Annotated in this window: 20 protein-coding genes; 7 read left to right on the forward strand and 13 right to left on the reverse strand. The window is 74.3% G+C overall.

Translation table 11 applies throughout. The features are described from left to right. Window positions 1-158: 158 nt before the first annotated feature. Window positions 159-539 carry a hypothetical protein gene (locus ACFV04_RS18040; protein WP_380340871.1) on the forward strand — a complete coding sequence of 127 codons (381 nt, stop codon included), beginning with the start codon at window positions 159-161 and terminating at the stop codon, window positions 537-539. A 146-nt stretch (window positions 540-685) separates the two neighbouring features. Here the strand turns inward: ACFV04_RS18040 and ACFV04_RS18045 are convergent, their stop codons facing one another. Continuing rightward, window positions 686-1,405, reverse strand: coding sequence for a hypothetical protein (locus tag ACFV04_RS18045; RefSeq protein ID WP_380340868.1), 720 nt, complete (start codon window positions 1,403-1,405; stop codon window positions 686-688). Between the two features lie 301 nt (window positions 1,406-1,706). Here ACFV04_RS18045 and ACFV04_RS18050 point away from each other — a divergent pair, with 301 nt between their 5' ends. The 3 genes from ACFV04_RS18050 (at window position 1,707) to ACFV04_RS18060 (ending at window position 2,958) form a co-directional block, all read left to right on the forward strand. Next, window positions 1,707-2,051, forward strand: coding sequence for a hypothetical protein (locus ACFV04_RS18050; RefSeq protein WP_030232098.1), 345 nt, complete (start codon window positions 1,707-1,709; stop codon window positions 2,049-2,051). An 84-nt stretch (window positions 2,052-2,135) separates the two neighbouring features. Then, window positions 2,136-2,480: a rodlet layer protein gene (locus ACFV04_RS18055; protein ID WP_121174808.1), complete on the forward strand. Its 345-nt coding sequence runs from the start codon at window positions 2,136-2,138 to the stop codon at window positions 2,478-2,480. Window positions 2,481-2,691: 211 nt separating this feature from the next. After that, window positions 2,692-2,958, forward strand: a complete 267-nt coding sequence (locus tag ACFV04_RS18060) for a hypothetical protein (RefSeq protein WP_380530041.1) — start codon at window positions 2,692-2,694, stop codon at window positions 2,956-2,958. A gap of 75 nt (window positions 2,959-3,033) precedes the next feature. Here the strand turns inward: ACFV04_RS18060 and hemB are convergent, their stop codons facing one another. The 7 genes from hemB to ACFV04_RS18095 form a co-directional block, all read right to left on the reverse strand. After that, window positions 3,034-4,020: a porphobilinogen synthase gene (gene hemB, locus ACFV04_RS18065; protein WP_380340860.1), complete on the reverse strand. Its 987-nt coding sequence runs from the start codon at window positions 4,018-4,020 to the stop codon at window positions 3,034-3,036. A 76-nt stretch (window positions 4,021-4,096) separates the two neighbouring features. After that, on the reverse strand, window positions 4,097-5,746 hold the full coding sequence (locus ACFV04_RS18070; RefSeq protein WP_380340857.1) for a uroporphyrinogen-III synthase: 1,650 nt from the start codon (window positions 5,744-5,746) through the stop codon (window positions 4,097-4,099). Beyond that, the gene (hemC, locus tag ACFV04_RS18075; RefSeq protein ID WP_360252921.1) at window positions 5,743-6,750 is read right to left on the reverse strand and encodes a hydroxymethylbilane synthase; all 1,008 of its coding nucleotides are present in this window, start codon (window positions 6,748-6,750) and stop codon (window positions 5,743-5,745) included. The genes ACFV04_RS18070 and hemC overlap by 4 nt, the downstream gene beginning before the upstream one ends. 41 nt (window positions 6,751-6,791) lie before the next feature. Further along, complete coding sequence (locus ACFV04_RS18080; protein WP_360252918.1) at window positions 6,792-8,132, reverse strand: glutamyl-tRNA reductase; 1,341 nt, start codon at window positions 8,130-8,132, stop codon at window positions 6,792-6,794. Between the two features lie 25 nt (window positions 8,133-8,157). After that, entirely contained in the window at window positions 8,158-9,054 is an 897-nt protein-coding gene (locus tag ACFV04_RS18085) for a redox-sensing transcriptional repressor Rex (RefSeq protein ID WP_360253124.1), read from the reverse strand. Window positions 9,055-9,161: 107 nt separating this feature from the next. After that, window positions 9,162-9,908 carry an exonuclease domain-containing protein gene (locus ACFV04_RS18090; protein ID WP_380340852.1) on the reverse strand — a complete coding sequence of 249 codons (747 nt, stop codon included), beginning with the start codon at window positions 9,906-9,908 and terminating at the stop codon, window positions 9,162-9,164. Between the two features lie 162 nt (window positions 9,909-10,070). After that, window positions 10,071-10,346: a glutaredoxin family protein gene (locus ACFV04_RS18095; RefSeq protein WP_360252912.1), complete on the reverse strand. Its 276-nt coding sequence runs from the start codon at window positions 10,344-10,346 to the stop codon at window positions 10,071-10,073. Window positions 10,347-10,461: 115 nt separating this feature from the next. Here ACFV04_RS18095 and ACFV04_RS18100 point away from each other — a divergent pair, with 115 nt between their 5' ends. The 3 genes from ACFV04_RS18100 to ACFV04_RS18110 all read left to right on the forward strand — a co-directional run bounded on the left by ACFV04_RS18100 (window position 10,462) and on the right by ACFV04_RS18110 (window position 14,490). Next, a complete protein-coding gene (locus ACFV04_RS18100; protein WP_380530043.1) occupies window positions 10,462-11,484 on the forward strand; it encodes an HAD family hydrolase in 1,023 nt (340 codons plus the stop codon). A 612-nt stretch (window positions 11,485-12,096) separates the two neighbouring features. After that, window positions 12,097-12,918 (forward strand): ECF subfamily RNA polymerase sigma factor, BldN family, encoded by an 822-nt coding sequence (locus ACFV04_RS18105; RefSeq protein ID WP_380340923.1) that lies wholly within the window; start codon window positions 12,097-12,099, stop codon window positions 12,916-12,918. Window positions 12,919-13,188: 270 nt separating this feature from the next. Then, window positions 13,189-14,490 (forward strand): DUF5667 domain-containing protein, encoded by a 1,302-nt coding sequence (locus ACFV04_RS18110; RefSeq protein ID WP_380530045.1) that lies wholly within the window; start codon window positions 13,189-13,191, stop codon window positions 14,488-14,490. Window positions 14,491-14,649: 159 nt separating this feature from the next. On the opposite strand, the gene ACFV04_RS18115 is transcribed toward ACFV04_RS18110, so the two are convergent. From ACFV04_RS18115 to ACFV04_RS18135, 5 genes are all read right to left on the reverse strand, one after another. Next, window positions 14,650-15,657, reverse strand: a complete 1,008-nt coding sequence (locus ACFV04_RS18115) for a lysophospholipid acyltransferase family protein (RefSeq protein WP_360252903.1) — start codon at window positions 15,655-15,657, stop codon at window positions 14,650-14,652. Window positions 15,658-15,665: 8 nt separating this feature from the next. Beyond that, window positions 15,666-16,778 carry an NAD-dependent epimerase/dehydratase family protein gene (locus ACFV04_RS18120; RefSeq protein ID WP_360253120.1) on the reverse strand — a complete coding sequence of 371 codons (1,113 nt, stop codon included), beginning with the start codon at window positions 16,776-16,778 and terminating at the stop codon, window positions 15,666-15,668. A 150-nt stretch (window positions 16,779-16,928) separates the two neighbouring features. Then, window positions 16,929-17,027 carry a 30S ribosomal protein bS22 gene (locus ACFV04_RS18125; protein WP_003948845.1) on the reverse strand — a complete coding sequence of 33 codons (99 nt, stop codon included), beginning with the start codon at window positions 17,025-17,027 and terminating at the stop codon, window positions 16,929-16,931. A 191-nt stretch (window positions 17,028-17,218) separates the two neighbouring features. Continuing rightward, on the reverse strand, window positions 17,219-17,428 hold the full coding sequence (locus ACFV04_RS18130) for a helix-turn-helix domain-containing protein (protein WP_045699258.1): 210 nt from the start codon (window positions 17,426-17,428) through the stop codon (window positions 17,219-17,221). A gap of 225 nt (window positions 17,429-17,653) precedes the next feature. Next, the gene (locus tag ACFV04_RS18135; RefSeq protein WP_380340839.1) at window positions 17,654-18,850 is read right to left on the reverse strand and encodes an acetoin utilization protein AcuC; all 1,197 of its coding nucleotides are present in this window, start codon (window positions 18,848-18,850) and stop codon (window positions 17,654-17,656) included. Window positions 18,851-18,978: the final 128 nt, after the last annotated feature.

Here is an 18,978-nt window from a genome sequence, read left to right on the forward strand (position 1 = left end):
GCCAACGTCGAGCTGCCCCCGCCGCCGGCGGCGGCGGACTGCTGATCCCCGATCGGCACGTGATCCGGCCGTCCTGCCCCCCGACCAGTCGGCCGGGGGGCAGTTCGGCATCCCCGGAGGGCCGTCCGGGACCCCCGATCCACCGAAGGGTGATCCGCATGGTTTCGAAGAAGAGCGGAGCCGGTGTGGCCGCCGCCGTCGGCGCCGCGGTCCTGCTCGGCGCCGGTACGGCGCAGGCCGCCACCGCCCCGGCCGGTCAGGCCCCGGCCGGGCCGGCCACGTTGGCCAGGACGGACGTCGGCCAGGCCCTGAACGGGACGACCTCCGGGCTCGGCTACGGCATCGCGCCGATCAAGAGCCTGCGCCTGGACCCGTGGGCGAACTCCTCCGCCGACGTGCTCAACAACGGCGCGACCGTCCAGCCGGACCAGGGCCTCGCCCCGGTCGGCACCGGCACGCTGACCGGCCCGCTGAGCGCGGGCGGCGGCGTCAAGGACCTCCCGCTGGTCGGCGGGCTGACCGGCGTCCTGCCCGGCTGAGCGACGTCCTCCCCGGCCGGCCGGTGTCCTGCCCGGCCGAGCCGTCCGGACGCACCGGAGCCCGGCACCCGCGCGACGAGCGGGGTGCCGGGCTCCTGCCGTGCGGGGCGTCGCCGGGGCGGACCGGGCCGGCGCGGGATCCGGGATCAGAGCCGGGTCAGGTCGGTCAGTCCGGTCTGCCGGACGACGCCGGTGGCGGTGGCGGTGGTGGCCGCGGGGTCGGCCAGTCCGGTCTGCCCGACCACCTCGGTGGCGGTCGCGGCGGTGGTCGTGGTCAGGTCGCTCACCTCGTCGGTGACCGAGAGCCGGTGGTCGTCGCCGCCGAGGCTGGCGCTGGCTCCGGGGACGGCCTGCACGGCGCCGGTGAGCAGGCGCGGGTCGACCTCGCCCACCTTGAGCCGGCCGCCGGCGAGCTGACCGGCGCCGTCCTCGGCGAGCGAGAGCGGCTTGCCGAGGCTGACCCCGGGGGTGTCGGCGTGCAGCGGCGGGGCCGGCGCGTCCAGCAGCACCCGGCCGAGGTCGGCGCCCTGGTCGAGCAGCGGGAGCGGCAGCTCGGCCTTGGCGCTCGGACCGACCTTGCCGGTGCTCAGCTGCGGGACGATCCGCTCCGGGACCAGCTCGGTGCTGGTGCTGGTGGTGCGGCCCGGCACCGGCGGCATGAGCAGGGAGGTCGGGATGCCGGCCGAGAGCCGGCTGCCCAGCGGGGTGAGCGGCACCTCCGCCGGGACCTGCCGGGTGGCCAGCGCGTCCTCCAGGGCTCCGACCTGGTCGGGTCCGACCGGGGCGGCGGAGGCCGCCCCCGGGGAGGCGAGCACGCCCGCGCCGACCGCCAGAAGCATCGCGCCGGCCCGCTTGGAGAACTTCATGCTTTTCACCGTTCTGCTGTCCGTACTGGGGGACCACTGAGGAAGGGCTGCGCGGGCGCAGCCGGAAAGCAATCTGCCTCAACGAGCGAACGGGAGCACGGATTGCGCCGGTTAACCGGTTCGGCCTAATAATCCGACCGGAAACCATCCTGCGTCGCGCCTCCCGGACTCTTTTAAAAAATGCCCGTAACCTTCCGTGCCGTCATTCTTTGATCTGGACGTCAGTGACTGCAGACCGGGTCTGAGCGTTCTACGCGTTGTACGCAAGGAATCCAAGAGCATTTCAGAGAGGGATCTCCCCATGATCCAGAAGTCCTTCGCCGCCGCCGGCCTGGCCGTCGCCGCGCTGGCCGCCGCCGCCGCGCCCGCCTCGGCCATCGGTGACGCGGACGGTGCCGCCGCCTCCATCGAGGGCAACGGCGGCACCAACTTCACCGGCACGGTCGGGAACAACAGCCCGAACTTCCACTTCCTGGACAACGCGAACGTCTGCCTCCCCGAGATCCACAACATCGCCGTCGGCGTGCTCGGCGTGGCCGTCCCGGTCGAGGTCCCGATCGCCAACAGCGGCGGCAAGCAGTACTGCACCCAGGGCCAGGGCACGCAGAGCCACGGCGACGCGGGCGTGTCCCACCTGATCGGCTGACGCTCCGTTCAGCTCCCCCTGCCCCACCCCCTCTGATCCACCCCCGAATCGCTCCCCGATTCACCCCCGAGAGGAAAACCGGAAATGATCAAGAAGTCCCTCGCCGCCGCCGGCCTGGCCGCCGCCGCCATCGCGATGTCCGCCGGCTCGGCCTCCGCCATCGTCGACTCGGACGGCGCCGCCACCTCCGTCCAGGGCAACGGCGGCACCAACCAGACCGGCACCCACGGCAACGGCAGCCCGAACTTCCACACCCTGGACAACGCGAACATCTGCCTGCCGGAGGTCCACAACATCGCCGTCGCCGTCATCGGCGTCGCGGTTCCGGTCGAGGTTCCGGTCCTGAACAGCACCCCGAAGCAGATCTGCAACGTCGGCCAGAACACCCAGTCCTCGGGCGACGCGGGCGTTTCGCACCTGATCGGCTGATCACGGGGCACGGCACGGACGGAGGGCCCGGGGAGGAAGGTCTCCCCGGGCCCTCCGGGCTTGACGGACGAGGTGTCCGGCCGGCCGCGGCGACGCGGACCGTCCGGGTGACCGGCCGTCCGGTCCGGCGCGTGGGGCGCCCGGCCGGACGGCCTGATGTGAACACGTGTCAGAGCGCCCGCGGGGGCGCTCCCAGAGAGAGGGCAGAACCATGAAGAGCATGCTGGCCAAGGCCGCGCTGACCGCCACCGCCGCACTGGCGCTCGCGGGTGCCGCCACCCCGGCCTTCGCCCACGTCGGTCTGGCCGGTGGCGGCGAGTTCGCCGCCAGCGCCGACCAGCCGTTCCTGGCAGCCGGGGGCTTCGGCGTCGCCCACACCACCGACACCGCCGCCGGCGGCTTCGGTGGCATCGCCGTCACCTCCACCGACATCATCGGCGGCGGCGCGGGCTTCGCCCACATCAAGGGCTGGATGTAGCAGCACGAAGGCCGGGCCGCTCCCCGTGGGGAGCGGCCCGGCCTTCCGCTGTGCGGGTCCGCCGCGGGGCGGGTCCTACCGCCGTTCGAGCGCCGCGGCGGCCTCGACGGCCCAGTAGGTGAGGATCTGCCCGGCGCCGGCCCGGCGGATCGAGGTGAGCGTCTCCATGATCATCCGCTCCCGGTCGATCCAGCCGTTCGCGGCGGCCGCCTCGACCATCGCGTACTCGCCGGACACCTGGTACGCGGCGACCGGCACCGGGGAGGCGTCGGCGACCTGGCGCAGGATGTCCAGGTAGGCCATGGCCGGCTTGACCATCACCAGGTCGGCGCCCTCGGCGAGGTCCTGCTCCAGCTCGCGCAGCGCCTCGCGGGCGTTCGCCGGGTCCTGCTGGTAGCTCTTGCGGTCGCCCCTGAGCGAGGAGCCGACGGCCTCGCGGAACGGGCCGAAGAAGGCCGAGGCGTACTTGGCGGTGTAGGCGAGGATGCCCACGTCCTGGTGCCCGGCCTCGTCCAGCGCCCGCCGCACGACGCCGATCTGGCCGTCCATCATGCCGGAGGGGCCGACCAGGTGGACGCCGGCGTCGGCCTGCACCCGGGCCATCTCGGCGTAGCGCTCCAGGGTGGCGTCGTTGTCCACGCTGCCGTCGGCGGCCAGCACGCCGCAGTGGCCGTGGTCGGTGTACTCGTCCAGGCAGAGGTCCGACATGACCACCAGGGAGTCGCCGACCTCGGAGACCACGTCCCGGATCGCCTGCTGCAGGATGCCGTCCGGGTTGGTGCCCTCGCTGCCGGTGGCGTCCTGCACCTCCGGGACGCCGAACAGCATGACGCCGCCCAGGCCCGCCTCGGCCGCCTCCACGACGGCCTTGCGCAGGGTGTCCCGGCTGTGCTGGACCACGCCCGGCATCGAGCTGACCGGGACCGGCTCGCTGACGCCCTCGCGGACGAACAGCGGCAGGATCAGCTCGGCCGGGTGCAGCCTGGTCTCGGCCACCAGACGGCGCATCGCCGGGCTCTGGCGCAGCCGACGGGGGCGTACGTACGGGAATTCAGCGGACACGGCTTCTCTCTCCGAACGGTTGTGCAGTGCCGGGGGCGGCGACTCGCCACCCCCGGCCGGGGGTTGGGGCGGGCCCTCAGCGGGCCTTGCGGCGCGAACCCGGACGACGCTCGCTGGGCCGGTACACCGGCTCGCCGGCGGCCGTCGCGGTGTCGCGGCGCTTGGCCCCGAAGTCTGCCAGCGCCTGGGCCAGCGCGGTCGCCGACGGCGCCGGGGCCATCACGTCGACCCGCAGGCCGTGCTCCTCGGCGGTCTTGGCGGTCGCCGGGCCGATGCAGGCGATGACCGTGACGTTGTGCGGCTTGCCGGCGATGCCGACCAGGTTCCGGACGGTCGAGGACGAGGTGAACAGCACCGCGTCGAAGCCACCGCCCTTGATCGCCTCGCGGGTCTCGGCCGGCGGCGGCGAGGCGCGCACCGTCCGGTACGCCGTCACGTCGTCGACCTCCCAGCCGAGCTCGACCAGGCCGGCCACCAGGGTCTCGGTGGCGATGTCGGCGCGCGGCAGCAGCACCCGGTCGATCGGGTCGAAGACCGGGTCGTACGGCGGCCAGTCCTCCAGCAGACCGGCGGCGGACTGCTCGCCGGAGGGCACCAGGTCGGGCTTGACGCCGAAGTCCACCAGGGCCTGCGCGGTGGTCTCGCCGACCGCCGCGACCTTGATCCCGGCGAACGCGCGGGCGTCCAGGCCGTACTCCTCGAACTTCTCCCGGACGGCGCGCACCGCGTTCACCGAGGTGAAGGCGATCCACTCGTAGCGGCCGGTGACCAGGCCCTTGATGGCCCGCTCCATCTGCTGCGGGGTGCGCGGCGGCTCGACCGCGATGGTCGGCACCTCCTGCGGCACCGCGCCGTACGAGCGCAGCTGCTCGGACAGGCCGGTGGCCTGCTCCTTGGTGCGCGGCACGAGGACGTTCCAGCCGAACAGCGGCTTGGTCTCGAACCACGAGTGCGAGGCCCGGTGGGCGACCTGCTCGCCCACCACGGCTATCACCGAGGTCGCCGGGTCGACCGGGGCCGAGACCGGCGAGGGCAGCACCCGGGCGGCCTTGAGGTCGGCCGCGATCCCGGACAGCGTGGAGGTGAAGGTCCGCTGGCGGGTGGTGGTGCCGGAGAGCGTCGCGCTGAGCGCGGACTCCGGCTTGCGGCCGTTGGAGACCAGCGCGTTGGCGGTGGCCGGCAGCTGGCCCAGGGTGGTGCGGACGACCAGGGTGGTCTCCGGCGCGCCCAGGTCCACCGGGCCGCCGGACAGCAGCTGGGCGCCGTCCACGAACCGCACGTCGGTGCCGGCGCCGGCGCGCAGCGGGACGCCCGCGTACGCCGGGACGCCGACCGACTGGGCGACGCCCGGGATCACCTCGAAGGGGATCCCGTCGCCCGCGCAGCTGAGCATCTCCTCGGCGGCGCAGCCGTCCAGGCCCGGGTCGCCGTCGACGGTGCGGACCACGTGCTTGCCGGAGCGGACGGCTTCGGAGACCAGCTTGGCCAGGTCGAAGTCGGTGCCCTCGGCGACCGGGCTGTGCACCTGCACCGCGGACGGACAGTGGCTGCGCACGGCGGCGGCGGTCAGCGGGTCGGCGACCAGGACGTCGGCCGTGGACAGCACCTCGACCGCGCGCAGGGTCAGCAGGCCCGGGTCCCCGGGGCCCGCGCCCAGGAATGTGCACCGTCCGGTGGCGGGCTGCCCTGCGGGGAACAGGGCGTCGGTGGCGGCGGTGGGGCTCATCGGGCTCGCTCCCCCATCAGGGCGGCCGCGCCCCCGGCGAGCAGCCGGTCAGCCAGCGCGCGGCCGAGGGCCGCCGCCTGCTGCTCGGCGGACTCGTCGAGGACGATCGGACCGTTGGCGGACATCTTCAGCAGGGCGGAGCCGTCGGGGTCGCCGACCACGCCGTCCAGCCGCAGTTCGTTCTGCCGGCCCCAGGTGGCCAGCGCGGCCACCGGCGCCGAGCAACCGGCCTCCAGGGTGGCCAGCAGGGCGCGCTCGGCGGCCACGGCGACCCGGGTGGGGGCGTGGTCCAGGGCCGCGAGCGCGGCGGTGAGTTCGGTGTTCGCGGTGGTGCACTCGATCGCGAGCGCACCCTGGCCGGGGGCCGGGATCATCAGCTCGGGGTCGAGGTGCTGCGAGATCTCGGCGCCGCGGCCGAGCCGGTTCAGGCCGGCCGTGGCCAGCACCACCGCGTCCAGCTCGCCGCCGGTCACGAAGCCGATCCGGGTGTCCACGTTGCCGCGTATCGCGACGGTCTCCAGCTGGGCGCCGCGGGCGGTGGCCCAGGCGTTCAGCTGCGCCATCCGACGGGGCGAGCCGGTGCCGATCCGGGCCGTGCGGCCGGCCCCGGCGAGCTTCTCCACCAGCTCGTCCAGGTTCAGGCCCTCGGCCGCGACGAGGGCGTCCCGGACGTCCTCGCGCTCGGGGACGGCGGCCAGCACCAGGCCCTCGGGGGCGGCGGTGGGCAGGTCCTTGAGCGAGTGCACGGCGAAGTCGATCCGGCCCTCCAGCAGCGCGTCCCGCAGCGCGGACACGAACACGCCGGTGCCGCCGATCTGTGCCAGCGCCTCCCGGGAGGTGTCGCCGTAGGTGGTGATCTCGACCAGCTCGACGGCGCGCCCGGTGACCCTGGTCACCTCGCGGGCCACCATGCCCGACTGGGCCATGGCAAGGGCGCTGCGCCGGGTGCCGAGCCGCAGGGGCGCGGCGGCCGAGGGCTGCTCCGTGATCGGTTGACCATTCATGAGGTGATCGTCCCGGTGGTACTCGTGGGATGGCTGACGGTTCATCTGGTGCCCCCGGCGGAGGGCTGGGGCGCGCCGCCGACGGGCGTTCCGGACACGGCGTGCACGGCTGCCGGGTCGAGGTCGAAGAGTTCGCGCAGGGCGTCCGCGTAGGAGGCGCCGCCGGGCTCGGCGGCCAGCTGCTTCACCCGGACGGTCGGGGCGTGCAGCAGCTTGTCGACGACGCGGCGGACGGTCTGGCCGATCTCGGCGCGGGAGCGCTCGTCCAGGTCGGGCAGCCGGGACTCCAGCCGGCCCAGCTCGGCGGCGACCACGTCGGAGGCCATCGAGCGCAGCGCGACCACGGTCGGGGCGATCCGGGCGGCGCGCTGGGCGGCACCGAAGGCGGTCACCTCGTCGGCGACGATCCGGGTGACCTCGTCGACGTCGCCGGCGCCGGGGGTGGCGGCGTGCGCGTGGGAGAGGCTCTCCAGGTCGACCAGCAGGGCACCGGCCAGCTCGTGCACGGCGTGGTCGACGTCGCGCGGCATGGCCAGGTCGAGCAGGGCGAGCGGTTCGGGGGCCGTGCGGAGGGCGACCGCGGCGGCCACGTCCGCGGCCCTGATCACCACGCCGGCCGCGCCGGTGCAGGAGATCACCAGGTCCACGTCGGCCAGCGCCTCCGGCACCTTGGCGAGGTCCAGGGTGCGGGCCACGTCCGGGCCGAGGATCTCGACCAGCCGCTCGGCGCGGGCCGGCGTCCGGTTGGCGATCAGCAGGTCGGTCACGCCGGAGCGGACCAGGGTGGCGGCGGCCAGCGAGCTCATCGAGCCGGCGCCGACCACCAGCGCGCGCTTGCCGGCGATCTCGCCCGCGCCCGCGGCGACCTGCTCCAGGCCGAAGGTGACCAGCGACTGGCCGGCCTTGTCGATGCCGGTCTCGCTGTGCGCCCGCTTGCCGACCCGCAGGGCCTGCTGGAACAGCTCGTTCAGGCCGCGCCCGGCGGTGTGCTCCTCCTGGGCCTTGGCCAGCGCGTCGCGCAGCTGGCCGAGGATCTGGCCCTCGCCGACCACCATCGAGTCCAGGCCGCAGGCCACCGAGAAGAGGTGGTGGACGGCACGGTCCTCGTAGTGGACGTACAGGTGGGAGGTCAGCTCCTCCAGGTCCACCCCGCTGTGGTGGGCGAGCAGCAGCGACAGCTCGGCGACGCCGGCGTGGAACTTGTCCACGTCCGCGTACAGCTCGATCCGGTTGCAGGTGTTGACCAGCGCGGCCTCGCCGACGGTCGCGGTGGCGGCCGCGTCGTGCAGCAGCCGGGTCGGCACGTCACCGGTCAGCGCGGCGCGTTCCAGTACCCCGACCGGGGCCGTGCGATGGCTCAGCCCTACGACGAGAAGGCTCATGCCCGCCCCTCACAGCTCTCGGTGTTCATGCGGGCATCACCGCGGAGAGATCCCCGTCGCCGCCCTTGGCGGACTTTCCCTTGGCCGGCTCGGCCGGGTCCTTGGCGACCGGCTCGGCGGTGCCGCGGCCCTTGCCGCTGCCGCCGGCCGCGCGGCGCAGCTTGGCGGCGGCGGCGCGGACCGGGCCGGGGGCGCGGTCGAGCACCGACTCGGCGCGGTCGTCCGGCTCCTCCCCGGCCTTGCGCTGCTCGTGGAAGGCGAGGATCTGCAGCTCGATGGAGAGGTCCACCTTGCGCACGTCCACGCCGTCCGGGACGGTCAGCACGGTCGGGGCGAAGTTCAGGATGCTGGTGACGCCCGCCTCGACCAGCCGGTCGCAGACCTGCTGGGCGGCACCGGGCGGGGTGGTGATCACACCGATGGAGACGTGCTGGCTCTCCACGATCGACTCCAGCTCGTCCATGTGGCGCACGGGCAGGCCGGCCGCGCTGCTGCCGACCACGTTCGGGTCGGCGTCGAGCAGGGCCGCGACCCGGAAACCGCGGGAGGCGAAGCCGCCGTAGTTGGCGAGGGCGTGGCCGAGGTTCCCGATGCCGACGATGACGACCGGCCAGTCCTGGGTCAGGCCGAGCTCGCGGGAGATCTGGTAGACGAGGTACTCGACGTCGTAGCCGACGCCGCGGGTGCCGTAGGAACCGAGGTAGGAGAAGTCCTTGCGGAGCTTGGCCGAGTTCACGCCCGCGGCGGCGGCCAGCTCCTCGGAGGAGACGGTCGGCACCGAGCGCTCGGAGAGCGCGGTGAGGGCCCGCAGGTAGAGGGGCAGGCGGGCGACGGTCGCCTCCGGGATGCCCCGGGCACGCGAGGGTCGGCGCGCGGCGCCCTGGTCGGGCGTCTGCGAACTGCTCTGTGGTGATCGGCCGATTGCCACGGTGCTCCTGTGGGTGAAGCTGGGCTTTGGCAGCCAGGCTATGCGTTTGTGAACGTGTGCACAAAGATGGTGTCCGATTTGTCCCCGCACAGTGATGCGCATCACGCCGTCGAACCCATAGCACCGGCCCGTGTCAGCACGACCTCCGGGGCCTGGGAACCGGGCAGCCAGGGGCCGTACGGGGCCTCCCGGCGCAGCAGCGGGACGGCCGCGCCGGACGGGCGGGAGCGGGCCCGGCCCAGCCGGGGCCAGGGCACCCGGGCCGCCTCGCGCAGCGGGCCCGCCCAGTCGTCCGGCGGGCAGGACGGGTCGCCCAGGCAGTGCCGCAGCAGGTCGGCCGTCACGCGGGCGTCGCCCAGCGCGGTGTGCGCCGGGTACCAGCCCAGGCCCGCCGCCTCCGCGCAGGCCGCCAGGCCGTGACTGGGGGCCTCCGGCAGGTGGACGCGGGCCAGCCCCATCGTGCACAGCAGTGGGCCGGACGGCAGCGCCACCCCGATCCGGGCGAACTCACGGTCCAGGAACGCGTGGTCGCAGCTGACGTGGTGGCCGACCAGCACCCGGCCGGCCAGCAGCTCCAGCAGCCGCGGGGCGACCTCGCGGAAGCGCGGGGCGCCCTCGACGTCGCACTGGCGTATCCGGTGCACGTGGGTCGGGCCGACCGGGCCCAGCGGGTCCAGCAGGGTGGCGAACTCGCCCTCGGGGCGCAGCCGCTCGTCGAGCAGCACCACCGCGACCTCGACCACCCGGTGCCGCCACGGGCTGCGGCCGGTCGCCTCCACGTCCACCACGGCGAAGCCCGGGGCCCCGGACGGGGCTTCGGGCGTCCCAGGGGTCGGGCCGGGAAGCATGGCGGCACTCCTCGTGTGCTCAGCCCCCCTCGGGCGCAAACGCGTTCGATCGTAAGCCGACCAACCGGCCCCGTCCCAAGCCGAAACGGAGTGTCTTTGGCAACGATTCGGCGAAGCGCCCCCGCCGATCGACGGGGGCGGCGCCCCCGCGCGGACGGCCGGTCAGCCGCCCAGGGCCGCGCGCAGCCGACGCTCGTCGACCCGCCAGAAGTCGTGCTGACGGCCGTCGATCAGCGTGACCGGGATCTGCTCCCAGTAGCGGCGGTACAGCTCCTCGTCCTGGGTGATGTCCTTCTCCTCGAAGGACGCGCCCAGCTCGCCCGCCACCCGGACGATCACCTCGCGGGCCTCGTCGCAGAGGTGGCAGCCGGGCTTGCCGACCAGGGTCACGGTCCGGTCCGCGGGCCGGGGGCTCTTACGTCGCAGCAATGGGCTCACCGCCCCATTCTGCGCCACCCGGCCGCCCGCCCCCGGGGCGGCCGGTCGAGCTGTTCACCTCACGGGCACGGCACCGTCACGGCCGCTCCGCGCCCGGCTGGCTATGCTCGATGCCATGGCCGTGCTCCGAAGGCTCACCCAGGCAAGACGCTCCACCGGCGAGCGGAGCGCCCTGGCCGGCGAGGCCGCCGCCGAGGCCGCCGAGGCCGCGCTGCGCGCCGAGCCCGCACCCGCTCCGGACGCCCCCGCGACGGACGCGCCGACCGCCGGGGCCCGGGGCACCGACGGGGACGCCCCCGCCACGGCCAAGCCCGCGAAGGCCCCCAAGGCCCCCGCCGAGAACCACACCCCGGACCCGGACGATCCCCGCGCCGCCGCCTTCTTCGACTGCGACAACACCATCCTGCGCGGCGCCGCGATCTTCTACCTCGGCGTCGGCCTGTACCGCCGCGGCTTCCTCACCCGCCGCGACATCGCCCGCTTCGCCTGGCAGCAGGCCTGGTTCCGGCTGCACGGCGCCGAGGACCCGGACCACATCTCGGACGCCAAACACACCGCCCTCGGGATCGTCGCCGGAAAGCGCACCGCCGACCTGGAGGAGATCTGCGAGCAGATCTTCGAGGAGGTCGTCGCCGACAAGATCTGGCCCGGCACCCGCGCCCTGGTCCAGATGCACCTGGACGCCGGCCAGCGGGTCTGGCTGGTCACCGCCGCCCCGCTGGAGGTCGCCCGGATCATCGCCCGCCGACTCGGCATGACCGGCGCGCTCGGCACCGTCGCCGAGGCCCGGGACGGCCTCTACACCGGCGGGCTGGTCGGCGACCTGCTGCACGGCCCGGCCAAGGCCGCCGCCGTGCGCGCGCTGGCCCGCCGCGAGCGCCTCGACCTCGACCGCTGCGCCGCGTACAGCGACTCGGCCAACGACATCCCGATGCTCTCGCTGGTCGGCCACCCGTACGTGGTGAACCCGGACGGCGCGCTGCGCCGCCACGCCCGGGCCCAGGGGTGGCGCGTCCGGGACTTCCGCACCGGGCGCAAGGCCGCCCGGGTGGGGCTGCCGGCGGCGGCCGCGCTCGGGGTGGCGGCCGGCGCGACGGCGGCCGCGGTGGCGTTGCACCGGCGTCGTCGGCGCGCCTGAAGCCCACCCGAAGCCCCCGGGGTCCTTCGGATTCCCTCGCTCCGCCCCCTCCCGCTCCCTCCCCCCGGCCCGTTCGGGTGCTCCCGCAGGGTCACCCGGCGGGCTGGGCCGCACGGGTGACTTGGTGTCAATCAGGCCTCTGGCCTGGCCGCTCGTACGGGCGAACTCCCTTTCCCGACAGGACGGTCCGGACCCCCTGACCGAACCTGTCAGCCGGTGACCGGTTCTGATCGTTCGCCAGGCCGGGAAAGTCAGGGGTTGCCGAGCCCCAAGGCTGGGAAACCACCCGCCACGCCGCCCAATTGGTCACCCTGGGCGCCTGTTCGATCACGTTGAGCTGGATGAACGATGACAGCTCCGGTCAGTGTCAGCCGAATATGCGCAACAAATGGATCCCAAACGACCACTTCGACCACACGGTGTAGCTGTCATTGCACAAAGCGTTATTCTCTCCTGGATGCACGTCTCCACGCGTCCCGCTCGAACGGACGCTTCGGGGAGTGCTCTCCGCGCAGGCGGAGGTGATCCGTCCACAGTTCTGCCTCTGGGAGTCCCGTGTACCCACCCGTCCGGAACGACGCGCCTGCACCCTCCCGCCCGTCGTCCGCGCCCCTGCGCCCGCGCACCGGCCACCGCGGCCGGGCCACCACCGAGCGGCAGATCTCCGCCGGCCTGGACCTGCTGCGCACCCTGCTCCGGAGCCAGCTCGCCGCCTCGCCCCAACTCGTTCCCGCCGGAGGAACGTTCGGCCACCCGACCGGCCCCGGCCTGGCGCTGCGCACCACCGCCGCCGGCTCGGCCGGCACCGGGTCGCGCGGCCGCAGCGGCAGCACCGGCGCCGGGCGCGGCCGCACCCGGACCGCGGCCGGCACCGGCTACGAGACCGAGCACAACCCGATCATGGAGCTGGTCGAGCAGGCCCAGGCCGGCGAGAGCGAGGCCTTCGGCCGGCTCTACGACCACTACGCGGACACCGTCTACCGCTACATCTACTACCGGGTCGGCAGCCGGGCCACGGCCGAGGACCTCACCAGCGAGACGTTCCTGCGCGCGCTGCGCCGGATCGGCACCTTCACCTGGCAGGGCCGGGACTTCGGCGCCTGGCTGGTCACCATCGCGCGCAACCTGGTCGCCGACCACTTCAAGTCCAGCCGCTTCCGACTGGAGGTCACCACCGGCGAGATGCTCGACTCGAACGAGTGCGAGCGCAGCCCGGAGGAGTCGGTGCTGGAGTCGCTCTCCAACGCCGCCCTGCTGGACGCGGTGCGCCGGCTCAACCCGCAGCAGCAGGAGTGCGTCACGCTGCGCTTCCTGCAGGGGCTCTCGGTCGCCGAGACGGCCCGGATCATGGGCAAGAACGAGGGCGCCATCAAGACCCTCCAGTACCGCGCCGTACGCACCCTGGCACGGCTGCTCCCGCCCGACGCGCGGTGAGCCGGCCGTGACCGAGGGGGACACCGCCGGACGGCCGCCCGGCCGGCCGTCACCGTCCGCGCCCGACCGACACGTCAGAGTGAACGGTCGATCCGATGATCAGCCGTGCGTAACCGACCGCCCGTACCGATCGTTGGCCAACGTGCAAGTCTCCACCAGGCGTACGGTCAAGCCGAATTGCGACCTGTCACCCGATGGAGTGGCTTTGGCCAGCCGGGGCAACCGTCCGGCAGGCCGGGGTGTCGACAACGACGAAGGGAGGTGTGGCCCGTGACGGCAAACGTGCTGGAGCACCGGCGGGCGAAGGCCTTCGCCGAGGCGCTGGAGGCCCACCGGACGGAGCAACGCGCTGCAACCGACGCGGAATCGGCCAACACCGCAGGCACCGGCTCCGGTTCGGCCGCGATGGCCGAACTGGTCGGCCTGACCGACGTGCTGGGAGCGCTGCCCGGACCGGTGCTGGACCGAGAGGTCCGGACGGTCCAACGCGCCCAGCTGATGGCCGCGTTCGAGCAGGCCCTCGCCGGCGGACCGGGCGCCGCGGTACCGCGCCAGCGGCGCCACCGGGCGATCCGGACGGCCCCGCGCGGCCGCTGGAGCCGCCGGTTCGCGATCGGCGGACTCGTCGCCGGGCTCGCCGTCGGCAGCCTGGCCGGTGCCGCCGCCGCGAGCACCGGCGCCGTTCCCGGGGACACGCTGTACGGGCTGAAGCGCGGTCTCGAAGGGCTCCGACTCGACTTCGCGGGCTCCGACTCCGAGCGCGGCGAACTGCTGCTGGACAACGCCGCCACGCGGCTCGGCGAGGCCAAGGTCCTGGTCGGCCGCACCGGCCCGGCGGGCGGGCTCAGCCCGGCCACCGTCGAGCAGGTCCGCCGCGCCCTGGACGACATGCACGCCGACGCCCTCAAGGGCCGCGAGCTGCTGCGCTCGGTCTACCGCAGCAACGGCTCGCTCGACCCGATGCGCGCGCTGGCGGGCTTCGCCCACGACGAGGACGGCCGCTGGACCGAGCTGCAGGGCAAGCTGCCCGTCCAGCTCACCCAGCAGGCCTCGTTGGTGAACCAGCTGTTCGACGACATAAGCGAGGACGTCGCGCCCCTGCGCCTGGCCCAGCCCCCCGCCAAGAGCGGTGGCACGGCCGGCCCCGGAGCGGGCGACGGCTCCTCCGACTCGACCGGCGGCGCCCCGGCCGGTGCCCCGGCCGCGGGTTCCGGTGCGCCCCAGGGCGGCGGGCAGGCCCCCGGCGGCGGCGCCACCGGCGGCAACCGCCCCGGTGCCACCGACCACGCCCCGGCCGACCCCGGCGCCGGCGCGACCGGCGGCAGCGGCAAGGGCGCGGGCCTGCCCAGCGCCCTGCCCACCAGTGCCCCGGACGCGGTGAACGGGCTGGTCGGTGACCTCACCAGCGGGCTCACCGGCGCCAAGCCCTCGCCCAGTGCCGACGCGGCCCCGCCGCAGGCACCGCAACCGTCCGGCACACCGGGCGCCCCGGACGCGGCCCGGCAGCAGGGCGTCGAGGTGCCCCCGCTGGTCCCGGGCCTGCTGCCCGGGCTGAGGATCCTCGGCGGCTGACCGGCCGGCCGGGGCACGGGAAGGGCCCGGCGGAGTGCGATATCCGCCGGGCCTTCTCCACCGGCCCGTCCGGAGCGGCGGGCCCACGAAGGCCCCACGCCCGACGGGCCGGAACAACACCGGGCCCGAGACAACACCGGGCCCGGGACGACACCGGGCTCAGAAGAACACCGAACGGCGCTGCACCAGCAGTTGGTAGAGCGTGTGCTGAATGGTCTCGCGCACCTCGTCCGCCAGGTCGAAGACCAGCATCGGGTCGTCCGCCGCCTCCGCCGGGTAGCCGTCGGTGGCGATCGGCTCACCGAAGCGGATCGTCCACTTGGTCGGCAGCGGCAGCATCCCGAGCGGTCCCAGCCAGGGGAAGGTCGGCGTGATCGGCACGTACGGCAGGCCCAGCAGCCGGGCCAGAGTCTTGACGTTGCCGATCATCGGGTAGGTCTCCTCCGCCCCGACGATCGAGCACGGCACGATCGGCACCCGCGCCCGCAGCGCCGAGGCCACGAAACCGCCGCGGCCGAAGCGCTGGAGCTTGTAGCGCTCGGAGAAGGGCTTGCCGATGCCCTTGAAGCCCTCCGGCCAGACCCCGACCACCTCGCCGCGCTCCAGCAGTGCCTGGGCGTCCTCGTTGCAGGCCAGTGTGTGGCCGGCCTTGCGGGCCAGCTCGTTGATCCCGGGCAGCACGAAGACCAGGTCGGCGGCGAGCATCCGCAGGTGCCGCCGCTCCGGGTGGTGGTCGTGGATGGCGACCTGGGTCATCAGCGCGTCCAGCGGGATCGTCCCGGAGTGGTTGGCGACGATCAGCGCGCCGCCCTCGGCCGGGATGTTCTCCACGCCCTGGACCTCGATCCGGAAGTACTTCTCGGCAAGCGGGCGCAGCAGCGAGAGCAGCACCTCCTCCGTGAGCTCCCGGTCGAAGCCGAACTCGTCGACCTCGTAGTCGCCGGTGACCCGACGGCGCAGGAAGGCCAGGCCCTCGGCGGCGCGGCCCTCCCAGCCCTTGCCGAACAGCCGGGTGGCCGTCGGGCCGAGCGGCCCGGACAGCGCCCCGCCGACGGCGCCGGCGAGCCGGTCGGCCAGGCCGGGTCCGTCGGACGCGGTCCAGCTGGGGGCGGACTCGATCGGGATGACCTTGGCCTCGCCCGGCGCGTTCTCGGCTGCGGCGTTCATCGCGGGTTTCAGCTCCTCGGTCGGCGGGGGCGGTTCGGTACGGTGCCCGGTGCGGCGGCGGGGCGCGCCCCCTCCGGGCCGAGCAGGGCGGTCAGCCGGTCGGTGACGGCGGCCAGCCGCTCGGGCGGCAGCAGGCCCGGGCCCCGGGCGGCCGCGAAGTCGGCGAAGGCCTCGGGGGTGGTGAACGCCGGGCGGTAGCCGAAGGTCTCGCGCAGCCGCGTGGTGTCCACCACCCGGCCGTGGGTGAGCAGTCGCAGCTGCTCCGGGGAGACGTCCACCAGCCTGGTCTGCCGGGCCAGGGCGGCCATCCAGCTGACCGCGGGCAGCAGCAGCGGCAGGGTGGGGCGGCCGAGCCTGCGGGCGCACTGGGAGAGCAGCAGGACGCCCTCCCCCGCCACGTTGAAGGTGCCGGTGTTGACGGTGCCCGGCTCGGGCTCGCCGACGGCCCGGCAGAGCACGGCGACGGCGTCGTCCTCGTGGACGAACTGCAGCCGCGGGTCGTAGCCGAGGACGGTCGGCAGCACGGGCAGCGCGAAGTACTCGCTGAGCGGGGTGTCGGCGGCCGGGCCGACGATGTTGGCGAAGCGCAGCACCGTCACCGCGACGTCCGGGCGGCGCCGGGCGAAGCCGCGGACGTAGCCCTCGACCTCCGAGGCGTCCTTGGCGAAGCCGCCGCCGGGCGGGGTCTTCGGCTGGATCCGCTCGCTGAACACCGCCGGGTCGCGGGGCGCGGAGCCGTACACGCCGGTGGTGGACTTCACCACCAGCCGGCGCACCGCGGGCGCCTTCTGGCAGGCGCCGAGCAGTTGCATGGTGCCGATGACGTTGGACTCCTTCACCGCGGAGCGGTTGGTGGAGCCCAGGCCGGTGGCGCTGACGCTGAGGTGCACGACGGTGTCCACCTGGTGCTCGGCGAGCACCCGGGACAGCGCCGGGCGGCGCAGGTCGAGCTGGTGGAAGCGGTAGGGCGCGGCCGGACCGGCCGGCTCCTCGGGCGGCACCCGGGGCGGCTGCACGTCCACCCCGACGACCAGGTCGACGCCCGGACGGCGGCGGACCTCGGCGGCGAAGCGGGCACCGAGATGGCGTGCCACGCCGGTGACGAGCACGACCACGCCCACGGTGCTGCACCCCATTCCCTCGACCCGAGCGGCCTGCGTGCACGGTACCGCGACCCCGTACCGAGCCGTGAAACGACACCGCCCGCCCGGGCCACGAGGGCCCGGGCGGGCGGTGGAAGCGCTGGGCGCGCGGGGCGCGGCCGGGGGCGCTTACTTCTTGTTGCGACGCTGCACGCGGGTCCGCTTCAGAAGCTTGCGGTGCTTCTTCTTGGCCATACGCTTGCGACGCTTCTTGATGACAGAGCCCACGGAACAACCCTCGCTCACTGAGACTCTCGTCCGTGAGAGACGGAGTCCATACGACTGACGTGAGGGCCTAGCCTACCGTCCGTGTGGCCGGGGCTGTAAATCGTGCTCCCCGCAACCGGGAAACTCGCGGGAAATCCGGGGCGAACGGGGCCGGACCCGCGGCTGCGGATCCGGGCCCCGTCGGCCCTGTCCTACGCGCTCTCGAGCCGCACGTAGGACTCCTTGAGGTACTCGTGCACCGCCTGCTGGGGCACCCGGAAGGACCGCCCGACCCGGATGGCCGGCAGTTCTCCGCTGTGCACCAGCCGGTACACCGTCATCTTGGACACCCGCATGACCGCGGCGACCTCCGCCACGGTCAGGAAGACGACTTCCTGCAGGGGACGCTCCACGGAACTCATGACCATCACCCGACCCTTACCCGTGTGCAAGGCACCGGCTTCCCCTCCGGTGACTCCACCGGCACACGTGTATCCCCAGAGTAGTTATGGGTGGTACCAGTGGGAAGAGGGGAAGTGCAGTCCTCGTACGGTGAGAGATAGGACTGTTGCAGTACGTAGCCGATCGGCGGATGGCACCGCTCGCCGTACGCACGGCCGGACGGGTGGCCGCCGGGGGCGGCGGGTTCAGGCCAGCAGGCCGTGGTGGGGGAACACCGCGCGGCGGCTGGCGAGGATGGCCTGATCGAGCCGGTCGGCCGGATCGTAACCCGCGTCGAAGTCGCGCCAGGCCGGGCGGGCGCCGTCGGTCATCCGCAGCGGGGCCGGGCCGCGGGTACGGCGGTAGACCTCGGCGCGCCAGGACTCGGGGGTCTCGGTGGCCGGGTCGACGGGTCGGCCGGCCGCGGTGGCGACCAGGTGGGTCCAGGCGCGGGGGACGACGTCGACCACCGCGTAGCCGCCCCCGCCGGTGGCCACCCAGCGGCCGCCGGTGTGCCGGTGGGCGAGGTCGTGCAGTTCCTCGGCGATCAGCCGCTGGGCGTCCACGGTGACGGCGAGGTGGGCGAGCGGGTCCTCCAGGTGGGTGTCGGCGCCGTGCTGGGTGACCAGGACCTGCGGCCGGAAGGCGTCCAGCAGGTCGGGCACCAGGGCGTGGAAGGCGCGCAGCCAGCCGGCGTCGCCGGTGCCGGCGGGCAGCGGCAGGTTGGCGGCGGAGCCGGGGGCGTCCGGGCCGCCGGTCTCCATCGGCCAGCCGGTCTGCGGGAAGAGCGTGGCGGGGTGCTCGTGCAGCGACACCGTCAGGACCCGGGGGTCGTTCCAGAAGGCCTCCTGGACGCCGTCGCCGTGGTGGACGTCCACGTCGACGTAGGCGACCCGCTCGGCGCCGAGTTCGAGCAGCCGGGCGATGGCCAGCGCCGGGTCGTTGTAGACGCAGAAGCCGGAGGCCTTGCCGGGCATGGCGTGGTGCAGGCCGCCGGCGAAGTTGACGGCGTGCGGGGTCTCGCCGCGCCAGACCGCCTCGGCGGCGGCCACCGACTGGCCGGCGATCAGCGCGGAGGCCGAATGGACGGCGGGGAAGGACCAGTTGTCGTCGGTGCCGAGGCCGTGCCGGGGGTCGGTCAGGTCGGGGTGGGCGGCGGCGTGCTTGACCGCCTCGACGTACTCCCGGGTGTGCACCAGCTGCAGGGTGGACTCGCCGGCGGGCGGCGCGGAGCGGACGGTCACGCCGGGGCCGCCGTTCAGCCCCAGGGCCTCGACCAGGCGCATGGTGAGCGCCAGCCGGGTCGGGTCCATCGGGTGGCCGGGGCCGAAGTCGTAGGCGGTGACGGCCTCGTCCCAGAAGAGGTGCAGGCCGCAGGGGGTTTCACGCTCGGCTTCGGGCATGGCCTCCACCGTAGCGGGTGGCGGTGGCCGGGCCGCCGCCAGGGCGCGCCGGGGCGGCGCCCCGGCGCGGGTCGCACGGTCGGGGTACGGCAGTTGTGGTGCGGCTGTGGGGCAGCTGTGGAGGGGTT

Source organism: Kitasatospora sp. NPDC059599, assembly GCF_042735125.1.
Classification (GTDB): domain Bacteria; phylum Actinomycetota; class Actinomycetes; order Streptomycetales; family Streptomycetaceae; genus Kitasatospora.